At 43.8% G+C, this 22,048-nt stretch carries 13 protein-coding genes; 2 read left to right on the top strand and 11 right to left on the bottom strand.

The features are described from left to right. Nucleotides 1–318: 318 nt before the first annotated feature. Nucleotides 319–1,338 (top strand): LacI family DNA-binding transcriptional regulator, encoded by a 1,020-nt coding sequence (locus tag MHN30_RS23195; RefSeq protein WP_010378014.1) that lies wholly within the window; start codon nucleotides 319–321, stop codon nucleotides 1,336–1,338. A gap of 135 nt (nucleotides 1,339–1,473) precedes the next feature. On the opposite strand, the gene MHN30_RS23190 is transcribed toward MHN30_RS23195, so the two are convergent. From MHN30_RS23190 to MHN30_RS23165, 6 genes are all read right to left on the bottom strand, one after another. Further along, nucleotides 1,474–3,870: a glycoside hydrolase family 15 protein gene (locus tag MHN30_RS23190; RefSeq protein WP_239361249.1), complete on the bottom strand. Its 2,397-nt coding sequence runs from the start codon at nucleotides 3,868–3,870 to the stop codon at nucleotides 1,474–1,476. Between the two features lie 10 nt (nucleotides 3,871–3,880). Then, nucleotides 3,881–5,380 carry an MFS transporter gene (locus MHN30_RS23185; RefSeq protein WP_069021104.1) on the bottom strand — a complete coding sequence of 500 codons (1,500 nt, stop codon included), beginning with the start codon at nucleotides 5,378–5,380 and terminating at the stop codon, nucleotides 3,881–3,883. A 3-nt stretch (nucleotides 5,381–5,383) separates the two neighbouring features. Next, on the bottom strand, nucleotides 5,384–7,258 hold the full coding sequence (locus MHN30_RS23180; RefSeq protein ID WP_130164367.1) for an alpha-amylase family glycosyl hydrolase: 1,875 nt from the start codon (nucleotides 7,256–7,258) through the stop codon (nucleotides 5,384–5,386). 94 nt (nucleotides 7,259–7,352) lie between these two features. Beyond that, nucleotides 7,353–9,167 (bottom strand): glycoside hydrolase family 13 protein, encoded by a 1,815-nt coding sequence (locus MHN30_RS23175; RefSeq protein ID WP_239361255.1) that lies wholly within the window; start codon nucleotides 9,165–9,167, stop codon nucleotides 7,353–7,355. A 32-nt stretch (nucleotides 9,168–9,199) separates the two neighbouring features. Next, nucleotides 9,200–10,699: a tryptophan halogenase family protein gene (locus MHN30_RS23170; RefSeq protein ID WP_130164368.1), complete on the bottom strand. Its 1,500-nt coding sequence runs from the start codon at nucleotides 10,697–10,699 to the stop codon at nucleotides 9,200–9,202. Nucleotides 10,700–10,770: 71 nt separating this feature from the next. Beyond that, a complete protein-coding gene (locus tag MHN30_RS23165) occupies nucleotides 10,771–13,569 on the bottom strand; it encodes a TonB-dependent receptor (protein ID WP_239361248.1) in 2,799 nt (932 codons plus the stop codon). A gap of 635 nt (nucleotides 13,570–14,204) precedes the next feature. On the opposite strand from MHN30_RS23165, the gene MHN30_RS23160 reads away from it, so the two are divergent. Further along, on the top strand, nucleotides 14,205–15,824 hold the full coding sequence (locus MHN30_RS23160) for an alpha-glucosidase family protein (RefSeq protein WP_239361247.1): 1,620 nt from the start codon (nucleotides 14,205–14,207) through the stop codon (nucleotides 15,822–15,824). 30 nt (nucleotides 15,825–15,854) lie between these two features. On the opposite strand, the gene MHN30_RS23155 is transcribed toward MHN30_RS23160, so the two are convergent. The 5 genes from MHN30_RS23155 to hda all read right to left on the bottom strand — a co-directional run bounded on the left by MHN30_RS23155 (nucleotide 15,855) and on the right by hda (nucleotide 22,047). Then, nucleotides 15,855–17,465 (bottom strand): EAL domain-containing protein, encoded by a 1,611-nt coding sequence (locus MHN30_RS23155; protein ID WP_069021097.1) that lies wholly within the window; start codon nucleotides 17,463–17,465, stop codon nucleotides 15,855–15,857. 110 nt (nucleotides 17,466–17,575) lie between these two features. Continuing rightward, entirely contained in the window at nucleotides 17,576–17,875 is a 300-nt protein-coding gene (gene ihfA, locus MHN30_RS23150; RefSeq protein ID WP_010377997.1) for an integration host factor subunit alpha, read from the bottom strand. A 2-nt stretch (nucleotides 17,876–17,877) separates the two neighbouring features. Then, nucleotides 17,878–20,265, bottom strand: a complete 2,388-nt coding sequence (pheT, locus tag MHN30_RS23145) for a phenylalanine--tRNA ligase subunit beta (RefSeq protein WP_239361246.1) — start codon at nucleotides 20,263–20,265, stop codon at nucleotides 17,878–17,880. Nucleotides 20,266–20,278: 13 nt separating this feature from the next. Beyond that, nucleotides 20,279–21,259 carry a phenylalanine--tRNA ligase subunit alpha gene (pheS, locus tag MHN30_RS23140; RefSeq protein ID WP_010604038.1) on the bottom strand — a complete coding sequence of 327 codons (981 nt, stop codon included), beginning with the start codon at nucleotides 21,257–21,259 and terminating at the stop codon, nucleotides 20,279–20,281. A gap of 83 nt (nucleotides 21,260–21,342) precedes the next feature. Continuing rightward, a complete protein-coding gene (hda, locus tag MHN30_RS23135) occupies nucleotides 21,343–22,047 on the bottom strand; it encodes a DnaA inactivator Hda (RefSeq protein WP_117332898.1) in 705 nt (234 codons plus the stop codon). Nucleotide 22,048: the final 1 nt, after the last annotated feature.

Below are 22,048 nucleotides of genomic sequence, written 5' to 3'. Positions count from 1 at the left end.
ATTATTATCTCTTTATCACTGCGATTATGCTTGGGCTAACATCAGGGCTGCCAGCACACGTCCTGCAATTTACTGTCTCAACTCGCCAAAATTTGCACGCCTTGGCTTTTGCTCTTACCTATTATTCTGCTAATTTGGTAAAAAAATGCTGCCCTTGGCATAGGGCAGCCAAATACGTTTTGACAACAAAATGATAAAACATCGACATTATGACACCGGTGTCAGACTGTATCAATAAAAATTTGCAAATTCGGTGAAATTGGTTGAAAAAAAAATTGAATGGCTGACAATGTCACTGTCTTAAGCGTTGAGAAGAACATGAAAGGTAAAGCAACTTCATTTGATATCGCCCATTATGCTGGCGTTTCGCAATCTACGGTGTCGCGCGCCCTAAGAAATAGCCCTTTGGTTAACGAAGAAACTCGTCGTCGCGTTCATGAGATTGCTAAAAAGCTTAACTATAAGGTCGATAAAAACGCGAGTAATCTGCGCACTCAGCAAAGCAGTACATTGGCTTTGCTGTTATTTGAAGATCCCACAGAAGACGAGTCACAAATTAATCCTTTCTTTTTAAGCATGCTTGGCAGTATTACCCGAGCGTGCGCAAAAGAAGGCTATGACCTTTTAGTATCGTTCCAATCGACGAGCAGTGATTGGCATGCCGATTACGAGGACAGCCATCGTGCTGACGGGTTAATTTTACTAGGCTATGGTGATTACATCGATTACCAGTCAAAGTTACAAACTCTACTCGACAACCACACAAAGTTTGTTTGTTGGGGGGCAACGGTTGATAACCGTCCAGACCTAACTGTGAGCTGCGACAATTACGGTGGTGGTGTATTGGCTGCAAAGCATTTAATCGATATGGTCAGAACAGATTGTGCGTTTATTGGCGATGCTTCGGATCACAGCCCAGAATTTTTTGCGCGCTTTAAAGGCTTTAGAGACACCCTTAAAGCAAAAGGTATTGAGGTGAGCGACCGTAAGATGGCAAATGCGATTTCCACAGAAGACTCTGGGTATCATGCAACTCGCTCCTTAATCGCCAACAATGTTAAATTTAACGCGCTTTTCGCAGCTAGCGATCTCATTGCTATTGGCGCGATTAAGGCGCTTCAAGAAGCAGGCGTTCGCGTCCCTCATGATGTACATGTCGTTGGCTTTGATAACATTGCCGCGGCGGGTTATGTTTCTCCCTCTTTAACTACTGTGCAGCAAAACACCACATTGGCAGGACAAATGCTGGTCGATAACTTACTTACGCTTATCCGAGGTGAAGCAGTAGCCTCTACTCTCTTGCCGCCCAAACTTATTATTAGACAATCTTCGCGATAGCTAGGGCCTGTTTGACCTTTGCTGTTTGCTGCAAAAACAAACTTGAAAGATAAACAGGCCCTAGATCTTCAGCGGAATCGAATAAAAAATGCCGAACTCATCTTCGGCATTTTTTATGTGTTTACTTACTGCTTGTTATTTCAGTTTACTTTCTACGATTGGGTAGTGATCCCACACTTGTTTTTCATTAAGAGAGCGTACTAACTTTACGTATTCAGCATGTGTCCAAGCCAAAGGCGTCGCCGAGTTGGTTCCTTCGCCAAGTTGATAACCAAAGGTATTTTTACCCACACCATCCCATACTTGCTCTGGTAACATCATGCCTTCATTAGCAAAGTGCTCCATCCCCTTCACATAGGTATTTTGTATTTTGCTCTGCTCATCCGCACTCAACTCACCATCGAGCAGCGCCAGGGCAATATCATAGTGACCACGCTCTCCGGTAAAGAAAGGCCACACTCGACCGCGTTGGCCATCGGTATTCTGACCATTTTCGGCATAATTGATACCGCGCTTCTCGTCTTCACCATAACCGTCGTTACCGTAACGGCGATACCCCGGATAACTATTAACATCGCCATCAAATTTAAAGCTATATTTTACTCTTAAATTTTCAGCTATCGACTCATCATCGTATTCAGGTATGGTAGCCACAATACTCGGGGCGTCAGCCCCTCTAACCCCGTAACGCACAAGTTCCAAGAAGCCACCGTCGATGATCTGCTTCTTATCCATTCCGCTGCGGCCATTATTGGCATTTAAGGTCGTACTGGAATTAGGGTTTTCGTCTTGTCCAATACGGAAGAAATATTGACCGTCACTGTGTTTGCTTTGCAGACTCCCTTTGGTTGTGAACATGAATGACTCAACATCACGATTGTACTGCTGCGCCGTCGCAAGGAATTTCTCTTGTCCCGCTTTATCACCGGCCAATTTAGCAATGTCGCTCGCCGTCACCAGGCCTGCAATGATTGCCGCGGTCGTCGATGGTGAATAGCCATTTTGCTCTTCCCAACGCTCTTGTTGCGTCGCAGGCGGTGTGATTTGCGTGTCATTCCACAAGATTTTAGCCAGTCCTCCTTCAACTAAGAAATTAGCCGCAGGCTTTAACATCTTATTGTACCAATAAACCAGTCTATCATCGCTTAACACACCCGCTTGCCACAGTTTCCATGCCAGCATAATCGGCATTGCCGTTTGGTCAAGTTGTACACCAACCCACTCAAGCTCGCCATCTACATGCGTTTTTTGTAAGAACCAGCCAGTATCACCGTGGTTACCCGGTGTTTTATCCGTCACCTGCACTTTTTCTAGATACTCAAAAGCAGTGAGTGCTGTTTGTGTATCTCCCATCGCCAAAAATGCCATTGCTACTTGATAAAAATCACGTACCCATACAGCTTTATAACCGGTATGGCCTTGCTCTGCAGGCACTGTGTCACCCCAAGGATTTGACAACGATGCTATCAGCGCACCGGCATGGGTTTTATCTTCTTGCGCCTTAAGCACTAGCGCACTGGTGTAAAGTAACTTGCCGTTGTCTGCGGTATTTGCCGTCATGGACTTTAGTGGCGCTAAACTTTCGAGATAATCTTGCCAGCCCGTCGCTTCGCCTTGGCCATTATAATCAGCCAGTACTTTATCGTAACCTTTGGCTAATGTGGCAGCCCCCTCAGCAAAACTCTGCTGCTGAGAATGACCAAAACTCAAGGTAAGATCAAAGGTGCTGCTTCCCTTTACTTGCCCTAAGTTTGCCAACCAGTTAACGTTGCCACTTTCTTTGCCTGTAGACGCATAAGCCCGAGCTATATGTCCTGTAGACTCAAGTGCCGCTAAATTATCGCTGGTGCCAGTAAAACCAACAGATGCTTCAACAAAGCCGGTTTTGCTCTGCAAAGAGAGATAGTTCTTACCTTCCCATGCTAACAGACCTTGCTCTGTCACTTTCGCAAAATCGTTTAAGCCATTGTTATTCACGTATGGATTAACGTTCACAAAAGCCTTTACATCTTTGAGAGCACTGTCTACTTTTGCTCTAACAAACAAGGTTTGTCCATCAGGGTCGGTAAAAATGTGCTTTTCAAGGGTAAAGCGACCTTGTTTGTCCTTGCTTAAAATTTTGTAAGCTAGCGATAACGGTCGCCCACTGGCATCTTTATAAAGGTAGTCAATCGTGACATCTAGGGCGTCAGTATCAGATTCTTTCACTGCAAAGCCGTCACCCACGATGATAAATTGCATGTCTTTGATCTGCGCTTGGTGAATAAGTCCAAACATGGTCTCTGTGATCATCCCTTTTGCAACAGAAAACCATACCTTTGAAACTGCTTTAGTAACCGTAGAATCGCTGTACTTGCCGTCTTCGTAGGCTTCATACGATGTACCTATCCCCGTTTTTCCAGAGTATGACCAATAAGGTTTAACGCCAGGTGCACCTGGTGCCGTCAGGGTTTCATTGCCAGATTGCTGTGATCCGCAACCCACGAGGCCAGCACTTACTAAGGCAAGTGCGATTGTTGATAGTTTAATCATCTCGTTCTCCTTATTGAGCCTTTATCGTGACTCTTGAAACAGCTAATGCAGCGAGTAAAAATGACACGCCTCCGATGACGAGTGCGAATATCGGTTGGTTATCAAAACCATGACGCAGAATTAGACCTAGAATACTGGCGGCGAGTAATTGTGGGATCACGATAAAAAAGTTAAAGATCCCCATAAATACACCCATTTTGTTGCTTGGCAAAGCGTTACTTAACATCGCGTAAGGTAATGACAAAATAGATGCCCAAGCAAAGCCAATGCCCACCATTGGCAACCAAAGTAATGTGGGATCACCAATAAATTTGAAGCTAATTAAAGACACTGCACCAAAAAACAAGTTAGCTGCATGTGCCCCTTTGAGGCCGATGCGCTTAACCATGAATGGGATCACCATCGCAGCAATAGCAGCAAAGCCATTGTAGGCTGCAAATAACACCCCGACCCAATCAGCACCGTCGTTATAAAGCTTGCTCGTTACATCTGACGTACCATAGTGATGGCTCGTCACCGCTGAGGTGGTATAGATCCACATGGCAAATAGCGAAAACCAGCTAAAAAACTGCACCACAGCAAGCTGCTGCATGGTCTTTGGCATCGTAAATAGGTCAAAAATAACATGATAAAAACCATTACTTATACGCTGTTTTTGCTGCATCACATGCGCAATGACAAATACAATTGCAAAGGCGATAAGCAGCCCACTGAGCAAATAAAGCTCTTTTTCAAGGCCAAGAAGTGCAACGGCAAGCAACACAATAACGCCAATGAAACCGCTCACCGCACTGCCTTTTAAAAAGTTCACAGGTAGGTCTGACAGTGTTGCGCTTTGCGTATTTGTTTGCGCTTGTTCAAAGGCTGCGAGTTGTTCAGGGCTATATTCTTTCGTTTTTAGAATCGTCCACAATACGGAGATGAACAAAATAGCTCCCCCCCAGTAAAATGCGTATTTTACCGAGTCAGGGATTTGTCCTGCAGGAGCTGTGTTACTCACCTCAAACCAATTGGTCATCATCCAAGGCAGCGCAGACGCGACCACGGCACCAACACCAATGAAAAAGCTCTGCATCGCATACCCTGTTGCACGTTGCTTTTCATTCAGATTATCACCTACTAATGCTCTAAACGGCTCCATCGTGACGTTAATTGACGCATCCATGATCCACAGCATACCCGCCGCAATCCAAAGCGTTGGAGAATTGGGCATGATGAAAAGCGATAGCGTGGTGAGAATAGCCCCCCACAAGAAAAATGGTCTTCTACGTCCAAGTCTTCCCCATGTCCTATCACTCCAGTAGCCGATAATTGGCTGCACGATTAAACCCGTTAAGGGCGCTGCAACCCACAAAATAGGGATGTCATCGACCTTAGCACCGAGGGTTTGAAAAATACGACTCACATTGCCGTTTTGCAGTGCAAAACCAAATTGGATCCCAAGAAACCCAAAGCACATATTCCATATCTGCCAAAAACTGAGTTGTGGTTTTTGTTGTTCTTGTTGCATAGGTTACTTCTCTAATTGATAAACCACGCTGGCAAGCGGTGCTAGCGTAATCGTTGCGTTGGCGTGCTCGCCATCAGTCGTTGGTTGTAAATGTAAAGTCGGGTGTGACTCTAAAATATCGTTATAAACACCATGCCACTCTTTAGGCAGATTGACGGTGACTATTTGTTCTTGTTCTGCATTAAAGTTGCTCACGACCAACAGCTTTTGTTGACCTAATTTACGGCCAAATGCCATGACTGTTTCAGCATTGCTTGACATCTCAGCGCTCAGAGCGACTTGCTGGTATTCACCAGCCGCAATCGCCGGCTGCTTTGCAAGATTGAGTAATTTGACGTAGTAATTACGAAGTGCCTTTTGCTCATTTGAAAGTAGCGCGCCATCAAATTCCCCGTTATTCATCCATTTTTGATGTTCGGGTACACCAATATAGTCAAAGATACTGGTTCTGCTTGGACTGCCGAACCCCGCCTGCTCAGAGCCGTCTTCCCCTAATGTTTGTCCAAAATAGATCATCGATGGCGCTGTGCTTATCAGGTGACTAACCACCATTGCGGGTTTACCTTTTAGCGGATCGCCTACAAATTCAGGGCTTGCGATACGCTGCTCATCATGGTTTTCTAAAAAGTGCAACATATGGGGGGCAATATCGGCTACCGATTGATGCATATCCAACACCGCTTGGGCACTACCTTTGCCTTGCATTAACGCCTTCAAGGTGTCGTAGAAACCCACTTTGTCGTAAAGGTAATCCATCTTCCCTTGCTTGATATACGGGCGATATAAAGTGGGGTTATAAACTTCAGCAAGCAAGAAAGCTTCAGGATTTTTTGTTTTAATCGACGAGTTTAAGAAGCTCCAAAACTCTACTGGCACCATTTCCGCCATATCGTAACGGAAACCGTCTACGCCCTTTTCTAACCAAAAGTGGGTAATGGCTTGAAATTTGTACCAACTATCTGGCAATTGCTTGTGTTGCCAAAATTCAAAATGTGCACGGTAATCCTGCTGAGCATAATCGTCAGGCAAGCGGTCGAAATCGTAGCTACCGTCAGGCTTCACCCCGTAATTCACTTTGACGGTTTCATACCAATCATTAATATCAGGCTTTGCCGCACGAGCTCCGTTACCGGTCCACTTTGCTGGATTTTCTGCAAATTTGCCATCCGCCAATGGATGAGATCCACCACCTAACACCTGATAGCCTTCACTCGTTGGTACGGTAAATTCCTCACCAACCACGTAATAAAAGTTATTGTCCCGAGCATATGCAACTTGCGTGTCGTCATTCGCGCCAAAATCGACAGTTCCTTTAGGCGCACCGAGTGACTCATAGTTACGAGCGACATGGTTTGGCACAATATCAATGATCACTTTTAAGCCGGCGTCATGTGTGCGTTTGATTAAGGCTTCAAATTCAGCCAGTCGTGCAGAAGGATCGTTAGCAAGATCAGGGTTAACGTTGTAGTAATCTTTTATTGCATAAGGTGAACCCGCTCTGCCTTTTACAACATCAGGATCATCTTGGCTGATCCCATACTTGCTATAATCCGTCACTACAGCGTGATGGAGCACGCCGGTATACCAAACATGGGTCACACCCATCGCCTTAATTTGTTGTAATGCCGTAGGAGTAAAATCAGAAAACTTGCCTACGCCGTTTTCCTCTAGCGTTCCCCAAGGTTTGTTCACCGCTTTGGTGTTGCCAAAGAGCCTTGTGAAGACTTGATAAACAACGGGTTTGCTCACTGGTGCCACTTCCGATTGCAATGTCATTTGTTCGGTTTTTTTATCAACTGGCTTGGGGCCACAGCCGCTTAAACTTACTGCACCACCCAAAAGCGCTGACACAGCCAATAGTAGAGATTTATTTTTCATAGTGTTGTCATAATGCTGTTTTAAAAGAGTCTACTTGCGTATCCAAGTGCATTGAACCATCTGCATACGTATTCAGACTTTAATTCATCTCACCTTAATGCTGCAGTAACAGCAACGTCGTACTCATTGGTGCTACATCAATAGTGTCTTGTAATCTCATCATCTGGCCAGTCAATAAGTCTTTTCCTTGCGATACCGATTTTAAAAACTCACCAAATCGGCTTAATACTACGCTTTGCTTTTGCTTACTCTTATTCAACAGCACCAATACTTGCTGCTCATCTTGAATACGTGCATAGGCATAGATCCCATCGAAAGGACTAAAATGAACAAGCTTCCCCTTTTGCAGCACTGGATTTGCCTTCCTAAGTTGCAACAACTGACGCAAGTGTGCTTGCATTTCTTGTTGAGACTTATTGAGGCCTAGTCCTGTTTTAGCGTCTTGCTTATGTTCAGGAAAACCGCCTGGAAAATCGATACGAATATCACCATGGTCATCCGATGGGGTATTATCAAGCAAGACTTCTGTGCCGTAGTAAATTTGCGGAATACCTCGAGTCGTTAATAGCAGCGACATTGCCAATTTGGTTTTATTCAAATCTTGCTTTAATTGACTATAAACTCGGCTCATGTCGTGGTTATCAGCAAATATTAAGAGGTTATCTGGGTCTGGATACTGAAAATCATTGGCGATGGATTGATAAACTTTTATCCAACCTGTGTTCCAACTCTCTTCTTCATTCAACGCTTGAATAAGTGCTTCTTGCAATGAAAAGTCCATCACGCTTGGTAAACTCGACATATAGCCATCGCGATTTTGTTTGCCACGCTGCCAATAACTCGCAATAGCAGAATTTGGCGTCCACTCTTCACCCACTATATTGAAATTTGGATATTCCTCCATGATCCGTTCAGTCCACTCAGATAAAAAGGCCTTATCAGAATAGGAATAGGTATCGACTCGAATACCACTTAGCCCAGCATACTCAATCCACCAAATAGCATTTTGAATAAGATAATTAGACATATGTCGTTGCCGTTGGTTTAAATCCGGCATACTTGGTACAAACCAGCCTTCCACAAACTGCTTTTTGTCATATTCACTTGCGTGGGGGTCTTGCACTGTTTGCCGAGCGTGGGTTGTACTACTAAACTCCCCACCAAAGTTTATCCAGTCCAATGTTGGCTTGTCCTTTATCCACCAGTGTTCACTGCCACTGTGGTTGAGTACCATATCCATGATTATGCCAATGTTACGGCTTTTAGCCTCATCAACTAAGGTCTTGTAGAGGGCGTTATTACCCATTCTAGGATCAATACGATAAAAATCTGTCATGGCATAACCATGATAGGAGTAGCTTGGCATATTATTTTCGCGTACCGGAGTCATCCATATTTGACTGAAACCCATATCAGCAAGATAATCGAGATGATCGATCACACCCTGAATATCACCTCCGTGACGACCGCCTCGAAAGTTAGGCTGTGCTTTTTCAATCATTGCAGGCACAGAGTCATTGCTAAGATCACCATTAGCAAAACGATCAGGGTTTAGTAAATAGACGACATCTTCACTTGAAAAGCCGACACGCTCTCGACTCCCATCTACTCGTGCTTGTAACTCATAATTAAATGAGAGATTGAGGTCTTGATTCTTTAGTGTTAGAACACCAGGTTTTGCATCCTCACCAATATTCAGTGTGACAAAAGCGTAATTTGGACTATCACCGAAACTAACGCTCGACAAGCTTACATCGGCATAAGGCACTAATTGCCATGTTGTACCTTGTATATTGTCACCTTTAAGCAATAGCTCTACTTTCTGGTGTTTCATACCAACCCACCAGTTTTGCGGCTCTACTTTCAAATCAATGGCACTAGCTTGATTTACATAAAACCCAAATGCCATGAGAGTTGTTACTGTTATTTTTTTTATTCGATTCATGTTAAATAGCTTCTTAAAAAAGCGCGATGTGTCGGTAGCTCGTGCGCTATGTTTTGATAAATTTGCTTAAGGCTAGAGAACAGCTCTTGTCGCTGTGTGTCCGTTAATTGGTCTGCCAACGGGTGGCATTTTCTGGCTTGTATGCCCTGCCCAATTAACACTTGCTGCCAAGCAGCTTCTGTGAACAAGTCCTCTTCATCACGAGCTAATTGGCCCGTTTGCTCAAACAGTTCGAGCTTGTTTTGCAGTCGCGATGGAATTTCCATTTGTCTACACCAACGCCAAAAGTCACTATCACTGCGCGTAGTTGCCTTGTAATGTAGAATAATAAAATCACGAATTTGCTCCATTTCTCGAGTAAAGCTAGCGTTGCTTGCAGCAATTTGAACATCGTCAAAGCCGGTCTTAGGAAAGTGTTTAATTAACCTAACAATTGAAGTTTGAATAAGATGAATACTGGTTGATTCAAGTGGCTCAAGAAAACCACTCGACAGCCCAATTGCAAACACATTTTTATGCCACTGCTTTCTTCGCATTCCTGTTTTAAAGCGGATGAGCTTTGGCTTTGCCAGAGGCTCTCCTTGCAAATTTGCCTCTAGTGCTGTTAGTGCGGCTTGGTCATCCGTAAAACGACTAGAAAAGACAAAACCGTTACCAACACGATTTTGCAAAGGGATTTGCCACTGCCAACCAATAGCATGAGCGATTGATCGAGTATAAGGCGCAATATCATCGCTTGAGAGCGTAGTTGGGAGCGCGTAAGCACTATCTGCTGCTAACCAATGAGACCAGTCGTCATAGCCAACGTTTAATGCTCCATCAATCAGCAATGCATTCAGCCCACTGCAATCAACAAATAGATCTCCTGAAACCTGTTGGGAATCATCAAGGCATAGTGTTGTGACATACCCCGTATTTGGGCATAAACTTACTGATTCCACTTTTGCGTCGATATGTACCACTCCACGGCTAAGTGATAACGACTTTAGAAATTCGCCATAAAGATTCGCATCAAAGTGGTAAGCATAAGAAACACCAGCAAGTGAGGTATTGGGAATTTTCGTAAGCGGTGCAAACTTATTTGCTTTAGCGACTTGATAGTTAAGAGAGAAATCCCAAAAACTGCTCGATTCACCCAATTGCTGCGACTTCAACCAAAAGTGATAAAAGTCGCAAAACGGAAAAGGCTTACCTATTTGTCCAAAGGCATGCATATAACTATTATTCGCTCGTCCCCATCCTTCGAATTGTATTCCAAGTTTAATGGTCGCATTGGTTTTACGCATAAACTCACGCTCGTCAATACCAAGCGCACGGTTAAAATCAACCAAAGGAGGAATACTTGCTTCACCAACACCAACAGCTCCGATCTTGGTAGAATCAACAACCGTAATTTTGACAATATCACTCATCACTTTAGACAGCAGCGCCGCACTTAACCACCCCGCAGTACCGCCTCCCAAAATTACGACATTTTTTATTTCACTTGATGCCACAATTGTTTACCCCTTAAATACGCAAAAGCCCTTGCAAAAATAGACAAGGGCTTTGTAGCTATAAGCTCTAATTAGAACTTATAGCTTAGACCAAGAATATAGGTGCGACCATAATCTTGGTAATCACGTACTTGTAGAGCATTATCGCCAGAAAGTGCAGTAAATGGCTCTTCAGTGATATTTTGAACTTGGAAGTTAACGGTTAATCCCTCTAGGCTATCGAAGCCTCCATCAGCAAAGTCATAGCCGATTTGCGCATCCCAAATGGTTTCACCAAGAATGTCTACTTGTACTGTATCAAAACCTAAACCATAAACATCGCCTTTAAAGTCACTACGCTTACGCATACTGGTTCTGAATTGGAAACCATAGTTTTCGTAGTAAAGTGTAAAGCTTTGGATTGTTTTCGATAAACCAGGTAACTCATAGTCATTACCATTTTGGTCTTGAATATCTGAGTCAACGCCGGTATGACTTGCGATTAAACCAAAACCTTCTAAACTATCGTGGAATAAGTTGAATGGTAGTGTTACAGCAAGTTCATAGCCTGTGAGATCACCGCCGCCGCCATTAACTTTACCACTGCCAGATCCCATGCTGTTTGGTGGTACAACACCCGTAGCAGGATCTGCTACACCCGTTAAATCGACTTCATAATTACCATCAAAAATCCATTGCGTGATGTCTTTGTAGAATACAGCCGCAGAAAAATAACCTTCAGGGCTAAAGTAATTTTCGTAGGTCAAGTCAAAACCAGTTGCCTCTTTTGGCTCCAATAACGGATTGCCACCAGATACACTCCAGTAGTTACCATTATCATCAGGTTGTTGGTTGTAAGTAGCACTAAATGAAGCGTTCATCTCATCTAGACGGGCACGAGAAATAGTTTTTGCATAACCAAAGCGCACTGTTTGCTCATCATCAATTTTAAGCGACAAGTTTAGGCTCGGTAATAGATGGGAATAATCGTGCTCTGCATCCGTAGGAGATGTTACAACTTTTCCATCAATAGTATCAAATGCGTTGCCTTTAGAGCTTTGCTCAGTTCTTATGTAGCGTAATCCCGCGTTGCCCGTGAGCGGCATTCCATCAAGCTCATAGTCGATACCAACCTGAACATAGGCTGCTATCACCTCTTCTTCAACCTGCCACGATTTGGTAGCATGGCTTGAATTGGTTAAGCTTTCAGCAAGCAAACCAAACATACCATCAGCAACCATCGATCGTGAGTCATATGCAATCATATTACCCATGCCGATGAAGTCTAAATTAGCAGTGCCTAATCTATATTCTTCAGGAACCGTCATCATGCCTGGATTATCAGGGTATGAGAAACTCCCAATAGTCATAAAGTAACCTTCAGACTGTTTCGTCTTCTCTCGATTACGATAAGACATGCCGTATTCAATTGACTTAATAAAGCTACTATCAATCGATTGCTTTGCAGCCAATTTCAATGACGTCAGTTCATCTTCAACTGTCGGCGCGTTAATAAATCCATCTTGTAATTGGTTTTCGTAGTCAGTTCCCACAACACCATATTTTTCATTTAGTGCTGAACTCCAACCCCATGATAACGGACCACCGATTTTAATCAGATCATAATCACTGTAATCAAGCTGATGAGAAAATACCGCGCCCGTATTGCCAGAAGTAAATGCGTAACCTAAGTTATCTGCAACACCTCGAGCATCGCCTCGACCTGTCCCTGAGTAACTTTCTAAACTCCAAATCTTACGATCTACATTTGAGTGACTGGCATCAAACTCAAGTTGGATTGTGTCTGTTAAATCGTAAGCAGCATTAAAACCAAAAGAGGTTAATTCTGCATCTCGGTCTTCATAGTCATTGCGCACAACGACACGCTGGCCTTGGGTCACCGCACTAGTAACAAAACCAGACTCTGGGTCAACGGTAGCACCGGCTGCAGAGATTGTCCCTTGACCCCAAGCAAATGGAATTTCTATACCACGGAGAATCTTTTCATCTTTAAAGTCGACGTATAGTGCGTCAAATACCATCGACAGCCTGTCGGTCGGTGCAGCTTCCACCACTAACATTGCTGAATCGCGTTCTAATGTTGACGAACGAACGAAGGGCTTAGCACCGCCTAAAATAGAATAGGTATTACCATCCCTACCTTTAAATTCAGGATATCCCCACGCATTCCAGCGTTTTTCTTGGTTTGGAGATGTCATAGTAGTCAGTGCAAATGCAACCCCTATTTTATCGTCTGCAAACTTATCAATAAAAGAGAAAGTGCCACGTAAACCATCGTCATTGCCATCTGGATTTAATTTATCAAACCCTGTTTTTTCATAGCCAAGGTTTACTTGCACAACACGCTCATCAATGCTCAAGGGCTTCACAGTTTGCATGTCTATTACACCCGCGATCCCTTCGGCTTCCAAACTTGCACTTGGCGTTTTATAAACAGTTACGCCACTCATAATTTCCGATGGATATAAGTCAAATTCAACGCCTCGGTTATCACCGATAGAGACTTGCTCACGACCATTAAACGTCGTAGCACTTTCATTTTCACCGAAACCACGTATTGAAACTTTACTTGCACGGCCATCAAGTCGTTGTGCTGTCAAACCTGGCAGTCGAGCGATTGACTCTGCAATTGATGAATCTGGTAATTTACCGATATCTTCAGCTGTAATCGATTCTACAACTTCATCCGAAAAGCGCTTAGTGTTGATAGATTGAACAACACTCGCTCTGAAGCCCTTAACTTCGATAACTTCTACTTTCTTTTCGTTTTCATCTTTTGCTTTGGTAGCTTGCTCTTCTGCGTACGCGACATTAGTAATACCTGCGGAAATTAATGCCAGCGTGAGTAAACTAGGTTTGAACTTAGACATAATGTTTTATCCCAATTAACCATATTATATTGTGCGATTTGTTCATCAGGCGTGCAAACTGATGAAAAAACAAACGAGCACAGTTGTTGTCAGTCAAATACTAGCGGCTGATTAAATTTGTAAACAACTTTATGCATACGTATTCAAAGCTAGTGCATTTCAACGAAATTTACAGGCTTTTTACAGGGTTAAAACTCAACTACATGATAAATATACATTTTTATTAGTTAAGGTCATAAGACCGACCGCATTTATTTACCTGCTTTAATTTCACTAAATCTTAACTTTCATGGGCTATTATTGTCGACTGAGCATCAAAATATCCTCAACATGTCATCACTAGCCATACCCAAGTTAAATTGGTCTTACCAAAAGCTCTCTCTCGAAAAGCTTTATTTGTCTGGTTATTCCTTTTTAAAGGCCAATATTGGTAAATTTATTTTATAAAATAAAATTATGTAAATGACTTATCATAAATTTACCCAACAAAACCTGCATACGTATGCAGGTTTTTTACAGCCCCATGAGCATGACGTATTCTTTGGCAAAATTAATGGTGAAAGTGCCTAGCATAGTATTTACTTGATACTCAGCACTGCCAAAGAACAAACACGCACATAGCCTGGAGAAAGTGCATGGTAAATAATGAATGGTGGAAAGGCGCGGTTATCTATCAAATATATCCGCGTAGCTTTCAGGACAGTAATGCAGATGGTATTGGCGACTTACAGGGTATTATTCAACGACTAGACTACATTAAATCGCTTGGTGTTGATGCAGTATGGATTTCACCATTTTTTAAGTCACCAATGAAAGACTTTGGCTATGATATTAGCGACTATCGCGATATAGATCCTATGTTTGGTACACTCGACGATTTTGACACGCTTATCAGCGAAGCACATAACCGTGATATTAAGATCATTATTGATCAGGTACTTAGTCATACCTCAAATCAACACCCTTGGTTTGTCGAAAGTCGTGAAGACAAAACAAACGACAAAGCAGATTGGTATGTATGGGCCGATGCCAATCCAGACGGCAGTCCACCAAACAATTGGCTATCCATTTTTGGCGGTGTCGCCTGGCAGTGGGAGCCTAGACGTTGCCAATATTATCTGCATAACTTCCTCACTGAGCAGCCGGATCTTAACTTTCATCACCCTGAAGTACGTAAAGCCGTGCTAGACAACGTCGAATTTTGGCTTAAAAAAGGCGTTGATGGCTTTAGACTAGATGCCATCAACTTCTGTTTTCACGATAAGCAGCTTAGGGATAATCCAGCTAAGCCTATTGAGCTTCGTCAAGGTCGTGGCTTTAGCGAAGACAACCCTTATGCTTTTCAGTACCATTATTACAACAATACGCAACCTGAAAACTTACTGTTCATGGAAGAGATCCGTGCCTTATTAGATAGATACCCAGGCACAGTTAGCTTAGGTGAGATAAGCTCAGAAGACTCTTTGCAAACAATGGCAGAGTACACGGCCGATGGTAACAAGCTACACATGGGTTATAGCTTTGAGCTGCTAACTAACGACTATAGTGCAAAGTACATCAGAGAAACGGTTTCTCGCCTAGAGTCAGTCATGACCGAAGGTTGGCCATGTTGGGCGTTTGCAAATCACGATGTAGAACGGGTAGCAAGTCGCTGGAGTGTAGATGGCAAGGTAAACGATACACAGGTCAAAATGCTCACCGCCCTTCTCGGTTCATTGCGCGGTAGCGTCTGTATGTATCAAGGCGAAGAATTAGGACTTGGCGAAGCCGCCGTTGCCTTCGAAGAGCTGCAGGACCCATATGGCATTACCTTTTGGCCAAACTTTAAAGGCCGTGATGGCTGTAGAACTCCGCTTCCGTGGACGAAGGCAAAAACCAATGCTGGCTTCTCAGAGTCTAAGCCTTGGTTACCAGTTTCTGAAGCACATGCTCTACGAGCAGTAGACGAACAAGCAGTAGATAGCAATTCAACGCTCAGCTACTATCAAGCCTTTTTACAGTGGAGAAATGCGCAACCTGTACTAAAAACAGGTGACATTGAGTTTATTGATACCCCAGAGCCGGTGTTAGCTTTTTACCGTAAAACACAAACCCAGACACTGCTGTGCGCATTCAACTTAGCAGCTACTCAACAAAGCGTGACACTTCCTGAAGTTGCATTAACACAGTGTGACCTGAAGCACCTAAGTGGCACGGCAAGCGCAAATGTACTAACTCTTGATGCATTTGGTTGCTACTTCGCTGAAGTTGTATAATAGTTGGGCCTTTTAATTAAATAAGAGCGGTTAAGCCGCTCTTTTGTTATCTAACACTTTACCTATCTCACGCTGTAGTTGCGGCAGTTCCAGTGCTTTGAAATAAAGCCAACCTTGATGCACATTCACCCCTCGACTTTTGAGATAACGAGCTTGAGCTTGGGTTTCTACCCCTTCAGCAATCAGTTTTTTATCCAGCTTTTCCGCCATATCAATCACGGCCGATAAAACCGGAGATTGCAAAGTATCTAGGCCAATTGATGCAACAAAGCTCTGATCTATTTTCAGCAGGTCGATCGGAAAACTTTGTAAGTACTGCAAACCACTATATCCCGTGCCAAAATCATCAATCGCGATTTCTATTCCAGCACGTTTGAGCTCGGTGAGTACCGTTTTCGTTTGAGCCTGCGTCAGCACATCACGCTCAGTTAATTCAATAGTCAACGAGGATATTTGGTTTTTTGCAGCAAGTAAGGCGTCGATATAGCGTTTAGAGCCCAGAAGTAAACCATTAACGTTAAAAGAAACCTTAAAGTCTGGCTGAGCGGCTAAGATGTCCGTCAAATCTCGCACAGCATTTTCGACTTGTGCTATCGAGATATCTAAAATAGTACCATCACGCTCAGCTTCTGGCACAAAGTAAGCGGGGCCGAGCACTCCTTCAAGTGGATGACGCCAACGAATGAGTACTTCCACGCCCACTATCGATGGCACCTCTGCATTAACAAGAGGCTGATACACATTAAATAACTCATCATTTGCCAATGCTCTTAATATTTGTGTTTTACTGCTTAGCTGGCGCTTGTCATAGCTGATTAATAACAACGTGAGGCCAACCCAAGAGGCGCAATACAACACACTCCAAAGTACTAGCCACAGCCAACCTAGACTCACTAGTTGCTCATCATTTTTTGCAATAATTAAGCTCATCTGCGGCAAACTCGGAATAGCTGCAACGTACGCAAACTTTACCTTTTCATCATCAAAGAGTCCTTCTACTGCGCGGCTATTAGCAGTTGGAAATAGTTTTTGGCGGATTGGCAAAGCGTATTTACCATTTAAAAAAACTGGCACGCCCGTGCTATTGTCGACCAAAGCAGCAAAATCGGTATTATGATGAGCCGAGATATCAAGCATACTCTTTAGCCAATGATCCGGCATCAACACATTTACCTCATAACCATCGTCTCTCGTACGCGCTAAAACAAAGGCTGGAAGTTCTAAATAGTCGGTAATAATTGGGCCATAGTATCTAAGTCCGGGCTTTTTTATTGGGGCACTGGTATTCACAGGTGGAGTGAGTTGCCCAAAAGAATTGCAGACCAATTTCCCTTTACTATCTACGATCCCTATCTCGCTCATGCCAGGGTTTTCAAAAACCAATCGACGCATGTGGTGTAAACCCTCAGGGTCGCAATTTGGAGAAAGGTGGATGGCGTGTTTTAAGGTATCGTCTACAACGACAAACTCTTTGTTGATGTCAGATACAATTCGACTCGCTACGGTGACAAGATTGGATTTAGCGGTCTCTTTTTGATGCACATAAGTGAAGGCAGCCACAATTGAAAATACAAAGGTGCAAGACAACCAAGCAATAAAGATATTCTTAAACAACTTGCTTAAGGAGTGTGCTCCTCGCATAAGCTCCTCACTCCACGGAACGCAAACAGGCGCAGAGTGTAGCTTGAATATGTGACAAAACTATTTCAATATAAAAAAAGCCTTGGTATCACCACCAAGGCTTTCTTATATTACAAGTTTTTGCTTGTGCCGACCTCAACACGGGTTTTTAACTTTTGGCCAGGCCTAAAAGTTACCACGCGTCGCGCAGAGATAGGAATATCTTCCCCAGTTTTTGGGTTCCTACCTGGGCGTTCCTTCTTGTCGCGAAGGTCAAAGTTACCAAACCCGGAGAGCTTCACTTGCTCGCCGTTTTCTAGCGCTGAGCGGATTTCTTCAAAAAACGCTTCAACTAAGTCTTTGGCATCTTTCTTATTGATCCCCAGTTTTTCAAATAGGTGTTCAGCTATGTCGGCTTTAGTAAGCGCCATATCTAGTCCCTCAACGATGCATTGAATTGTTTGGCCAGTTCGGCCACCACGTTTTCTACAACCGCGCTGATGTCTTTCTCTTCGAGCGTTCTATCAACCGCTTGTAATGTTAGAGCAATGGCTAAACTCTTATGATCAGGTTCAACCCCTTGCCCTTTGTACACATCGAATAAGTTTAGGTCAACTAATTGATTTCCGCCAACTTTCTCAATGCACTCTAAAATATCGCCTATTTTTACGTCATCTGCAACTAAAATAGCAATATCTCTTCTATTTGATGGGAATTTCGAGATACTAACTGCTTCTGGAAGCAAGCGATTTTCTAAAGCAGCCATGTCGATTTCAAATACATATGGCGTATCTTTAAGTTCTAACGGCTTTAATAGCTGAGGGTGAACTGCACCGATGAAACCAACCTTTTTACCGTCTGCATAAATTGCAGCTGATTGACCTGGGTGCAAACCATCGCTCGCTTCTGCTTTAAAACTAAAGCGTGCTTTGTCGTTACAAAGCGCAAGTAATGCTTCTACATCGCCTTTCACATCAAAGAAATCAACTTTACGTGAAGGCACTGACCAATGTTCGTTATGCGTGTTACCATACGCGATACCACCGATCACAGCAGTTTGACGCACGCCGTTTTCTGCGTTGTCGTCTTTGATAAACTTAAGGCCCGTTTCGAATAAGCGAATACGTGACTGTTGGCGGTTTTGGTTATAAGAAACCGCATTGATCAAGCCTGTCATCAGGCTTACACGCATTGCTGACATTTCAACCGAAATTGGATGCGGAAGAATTAATGCATCTGCTTCTGGGTGTAGCTGCTGTTGTGCTTTTGGATCAACGAAGCTATATGTGATGGCTTCTTGATAACCACGGCTTACTAACTCATCTCTAAAACGCGCTACAGGCAAACGTGCTTCTTGATGATCTGTCATCTTTAACGCAGCGGTTGGTGCCACATTTGGAATATTGTTGTAGCCAAATACACGCGCAACTTCTTCAATTAAGTCTTCTTCGATACTAATATCGAAGCGATAGCTTGGTACTTGAGCTTGCCACTGGCCACCTGCAAATGTTACCGCTAAGCCCAGACGCGTTAAGATGTCTGACACTTTAGCATCTTCGATATGATAACCGATCACGCGGTCTAAACGCTCACGGCGTAAAGTGACTTGACGCTCTTTTGGTAAATCAGTTTCTGACACGGCTTCAACAATCGGTCCTGCTTCACCGCCAACGATTTCAAGTAGCAAGCCTGTTGCTCTTTCCATCGCATCGCGCTGCAATACCGGGTCTACACCACGCTCATAACGGTGCGATGCATCGGTATGCAAACCGTAGCTGCGAGCCTGGCCTGCAATCGCAAGCGGTGCAAAGAACGCGCTTTCTAACAAGATGTCTTTTGTCTCGTCACTAACACCTGACTGTTCACCACCGAAAATACCTGCCATCGCAAGTGCTTTATTATCATCAGCAATCAGTAGTGTTGATGGATTAAGCTTCGCCGTGTTGCCGTCTAACAATACTAGCTCTTCTTTCTCAAAGGCATTACGTACTTTAATTCCACCTTCGATTTGGCTTAAATCGAACGCGTGCATCGGGTGACCTAGCTCAAGCAACACGTAGTTCGTAACATCAACAACGGGATCAATCGAGCGTACACCGCAGCGGCGCAGTTTCTCTACCATCCAAAACGGGGTCTCTGCTTTAACATTAACGCCCTTGATCACACGACCTAAGTAGCGCGGACATGCTTCGCTGTTTACCAGTTCAATAGAGATTTTATCATCAATCGTTGGTGTAACTGGCGTGATAGCAACTTCTGTTACGTCGATACTGTTTAGTACTCCAACTTCACGAGCCAGACCTTTGATCCCCAAACAGTCGCTACGGTTAGCCGTTAAATCGACATCAATCGTTACATCGTTCAAGCCGAAGTATTCACGAATATCTTGACCGATTGGCGCATCCATAGGGAGTTCTAAAATACCGTCTGAACTTTCCGCCATACCAAGCTCTTCAAACGCACACAGCATACCGTGAGACGGCTGACCGCGAAGTTTAGCTTTCTTAATTTTGAAATCGCCTGGAAGCGTTGCGCCCACTTTAGCAACCGCCACTTTTAAACCGGCACGGCAGTTAGCGGCACCACAAACAATATCTAGTAGTTCGTCTTCGCCTACGTTTACTTTTGTTACTCTAAGTTTGTCAGCGTCTGGGTGTTGACCACACTCAACCACTTCACCGATCACCACACCTTGGAAGTCACCGGCAACAGGGTCTACACCATCAACTTCTAAACCCGCCATTGATAATTGCTCAGATAGCGCATCAGTATCAATTGCTGGATTGACCCACTCGCGTAACCACTTTTCACTGAATTTCATACTTTTGTCGCTCTTATCTGAATTGGTTTAGGAATTTTAAGTCGTTTTCGAAGAAAGCTCTTAAGTCAGTTACGCCATAACGTAACATCGTCAAACGCTCAACCCCCATACCAAAGGCGAAACCAGTGTATTTTTCAGGGTCAATGCCTACCGAGCGCAGTACGTTCGGGTGCACCATGCCGCAGCCTAGTACTTCAAGCCATTTACCATTTTTACCTTTTACGTCCACCTCAGCTGAAGGTTCTGTAAACGGGAAGTATGAAGGACGGAAGCGAATTTCCATATCTTCTTCAAAGAAGTTGCGTAGGAAATCGTGCAAAATCCCTTTAAGTTCTGTAAAGCTCACGTTAGTGTCGACCATCAAGCCTTCAACTTGGTGGAACATTGGCGTATGTGTTTGATCGTAATCGTTACGGTATACACGACCTGGCGAGATAATTCGTAAAGGCGGCTGCTCAGCTTCCATAGTACGGATCTGAACGCCACTGGTTTGTGTACGTAGTACCAATTTAGGATTGAAATAGAAAGTATCATGATCGGCACGCGCTGGGTGGTGCTCTGGAATATTTAGCGCGTCAAAGTTATGAAAGTCATCTTCAACCTCAGGGCCAGATTTAACAGCAAATCCTAGCTCACCAAAAAACTGCTCAATACGCTCAATGGTGCGAGTAACTGGGTGAAGGCCACCAGCTGGCATTGTACGACCCGGCAACGTCACATCAATCGTCTCAGCTGCTAGCTTCTGCTCAAGTGCTGCATTGGCTAATGCTTCACGTTTTACCGTAATCGCATCTTGTACTTGGGTCTTAGCTTGGTTAATCACTTGACCTGCATCTTTACGCTCTTCTGGTGCTAGTTTGCCTAGCGTTTTAAGAAGACCTGTGATCTCACCCTTTTTACCAAGGTAGTTAACTCTAACTTCCTCAAGGTGCGCAATTTCGCTTGCCTGCTCAACGGCTTCAAGCGCTTGCGCTAAAATATTTTCTAAATTCATTGTCTACCTGATCTTTGCTGAGGTAATTTGCTGTTATTTAATCTCTTATGATAACTGAATTGCAAGGCGATATTCTAGCCCTGTTACAGCTTTAAAGTGGCTTTTATAAAAGGAATTGTTAACTTTCTTTGCGCAGCCATGGATGCGTGATCGAGTTTATCCAATACATCAAGTAACGCGCGCATATCACGACTCAATCTCGTGAGCAAAAATCGCGCACATTCATCGGAGAGCTCAAGGCCACGCATGTGTGCTCTTTTTACTAAGGCTTCGGCTTTATCATCATCACTCATCGAGCGGATCTGAAAGGTCGTTCCCCAGGTTAGACGCGATTCTAAGTCTGGCAGTGACAAATTCAGCATGTTGGGCAACAGATCGGCAGTAACCACAAGGCATTTGCCTTTTTCATTAAAGCGATTGAAAAAGTTAAATAAGGCTTTTTCCCACGCTTCATCTCCTGCAACCAAATGCACATCGTCTATACAAACTACATCCAATGCATCGAGCCCATCTAACACTAACGGACCAAAATCCAACACTTCTCGCATCGACAATAAAATAGTCGAGAGTCCAAGCTCTTGCGCTTCAATGCACGTGGCATAAAGCAAGTGCGACTTGCCAGAGTCTGCCAACCCACACAGATAAGTGTACTGAAAACCGGTTAAACGACGGGCAAGACCATTTTTTAAGTGGCTTACTTCCAATGAAGCTTCGCCGCCAAAATACGAGGCAAAGGTTTCGTCATCAGGCAGCGTCACTGGCAACGCCATTTGACGTGGCGATTCCATC

Source organism: Pseudoalteromonas sp. OF7H-1 (assembly GCF_022347825.1).
GTDB lineage: Bacteria > Pseudomonadota > Gammaproteobacteria > Enterobacterales > Alteromonadaceae > Pseudoalteromonas > Pseudoalteromonas maricaloris.
Note: the sequence above shows the minus strand (reverse complement) of the source record. Positions and strands in the feature narration are given on the sequence as shown.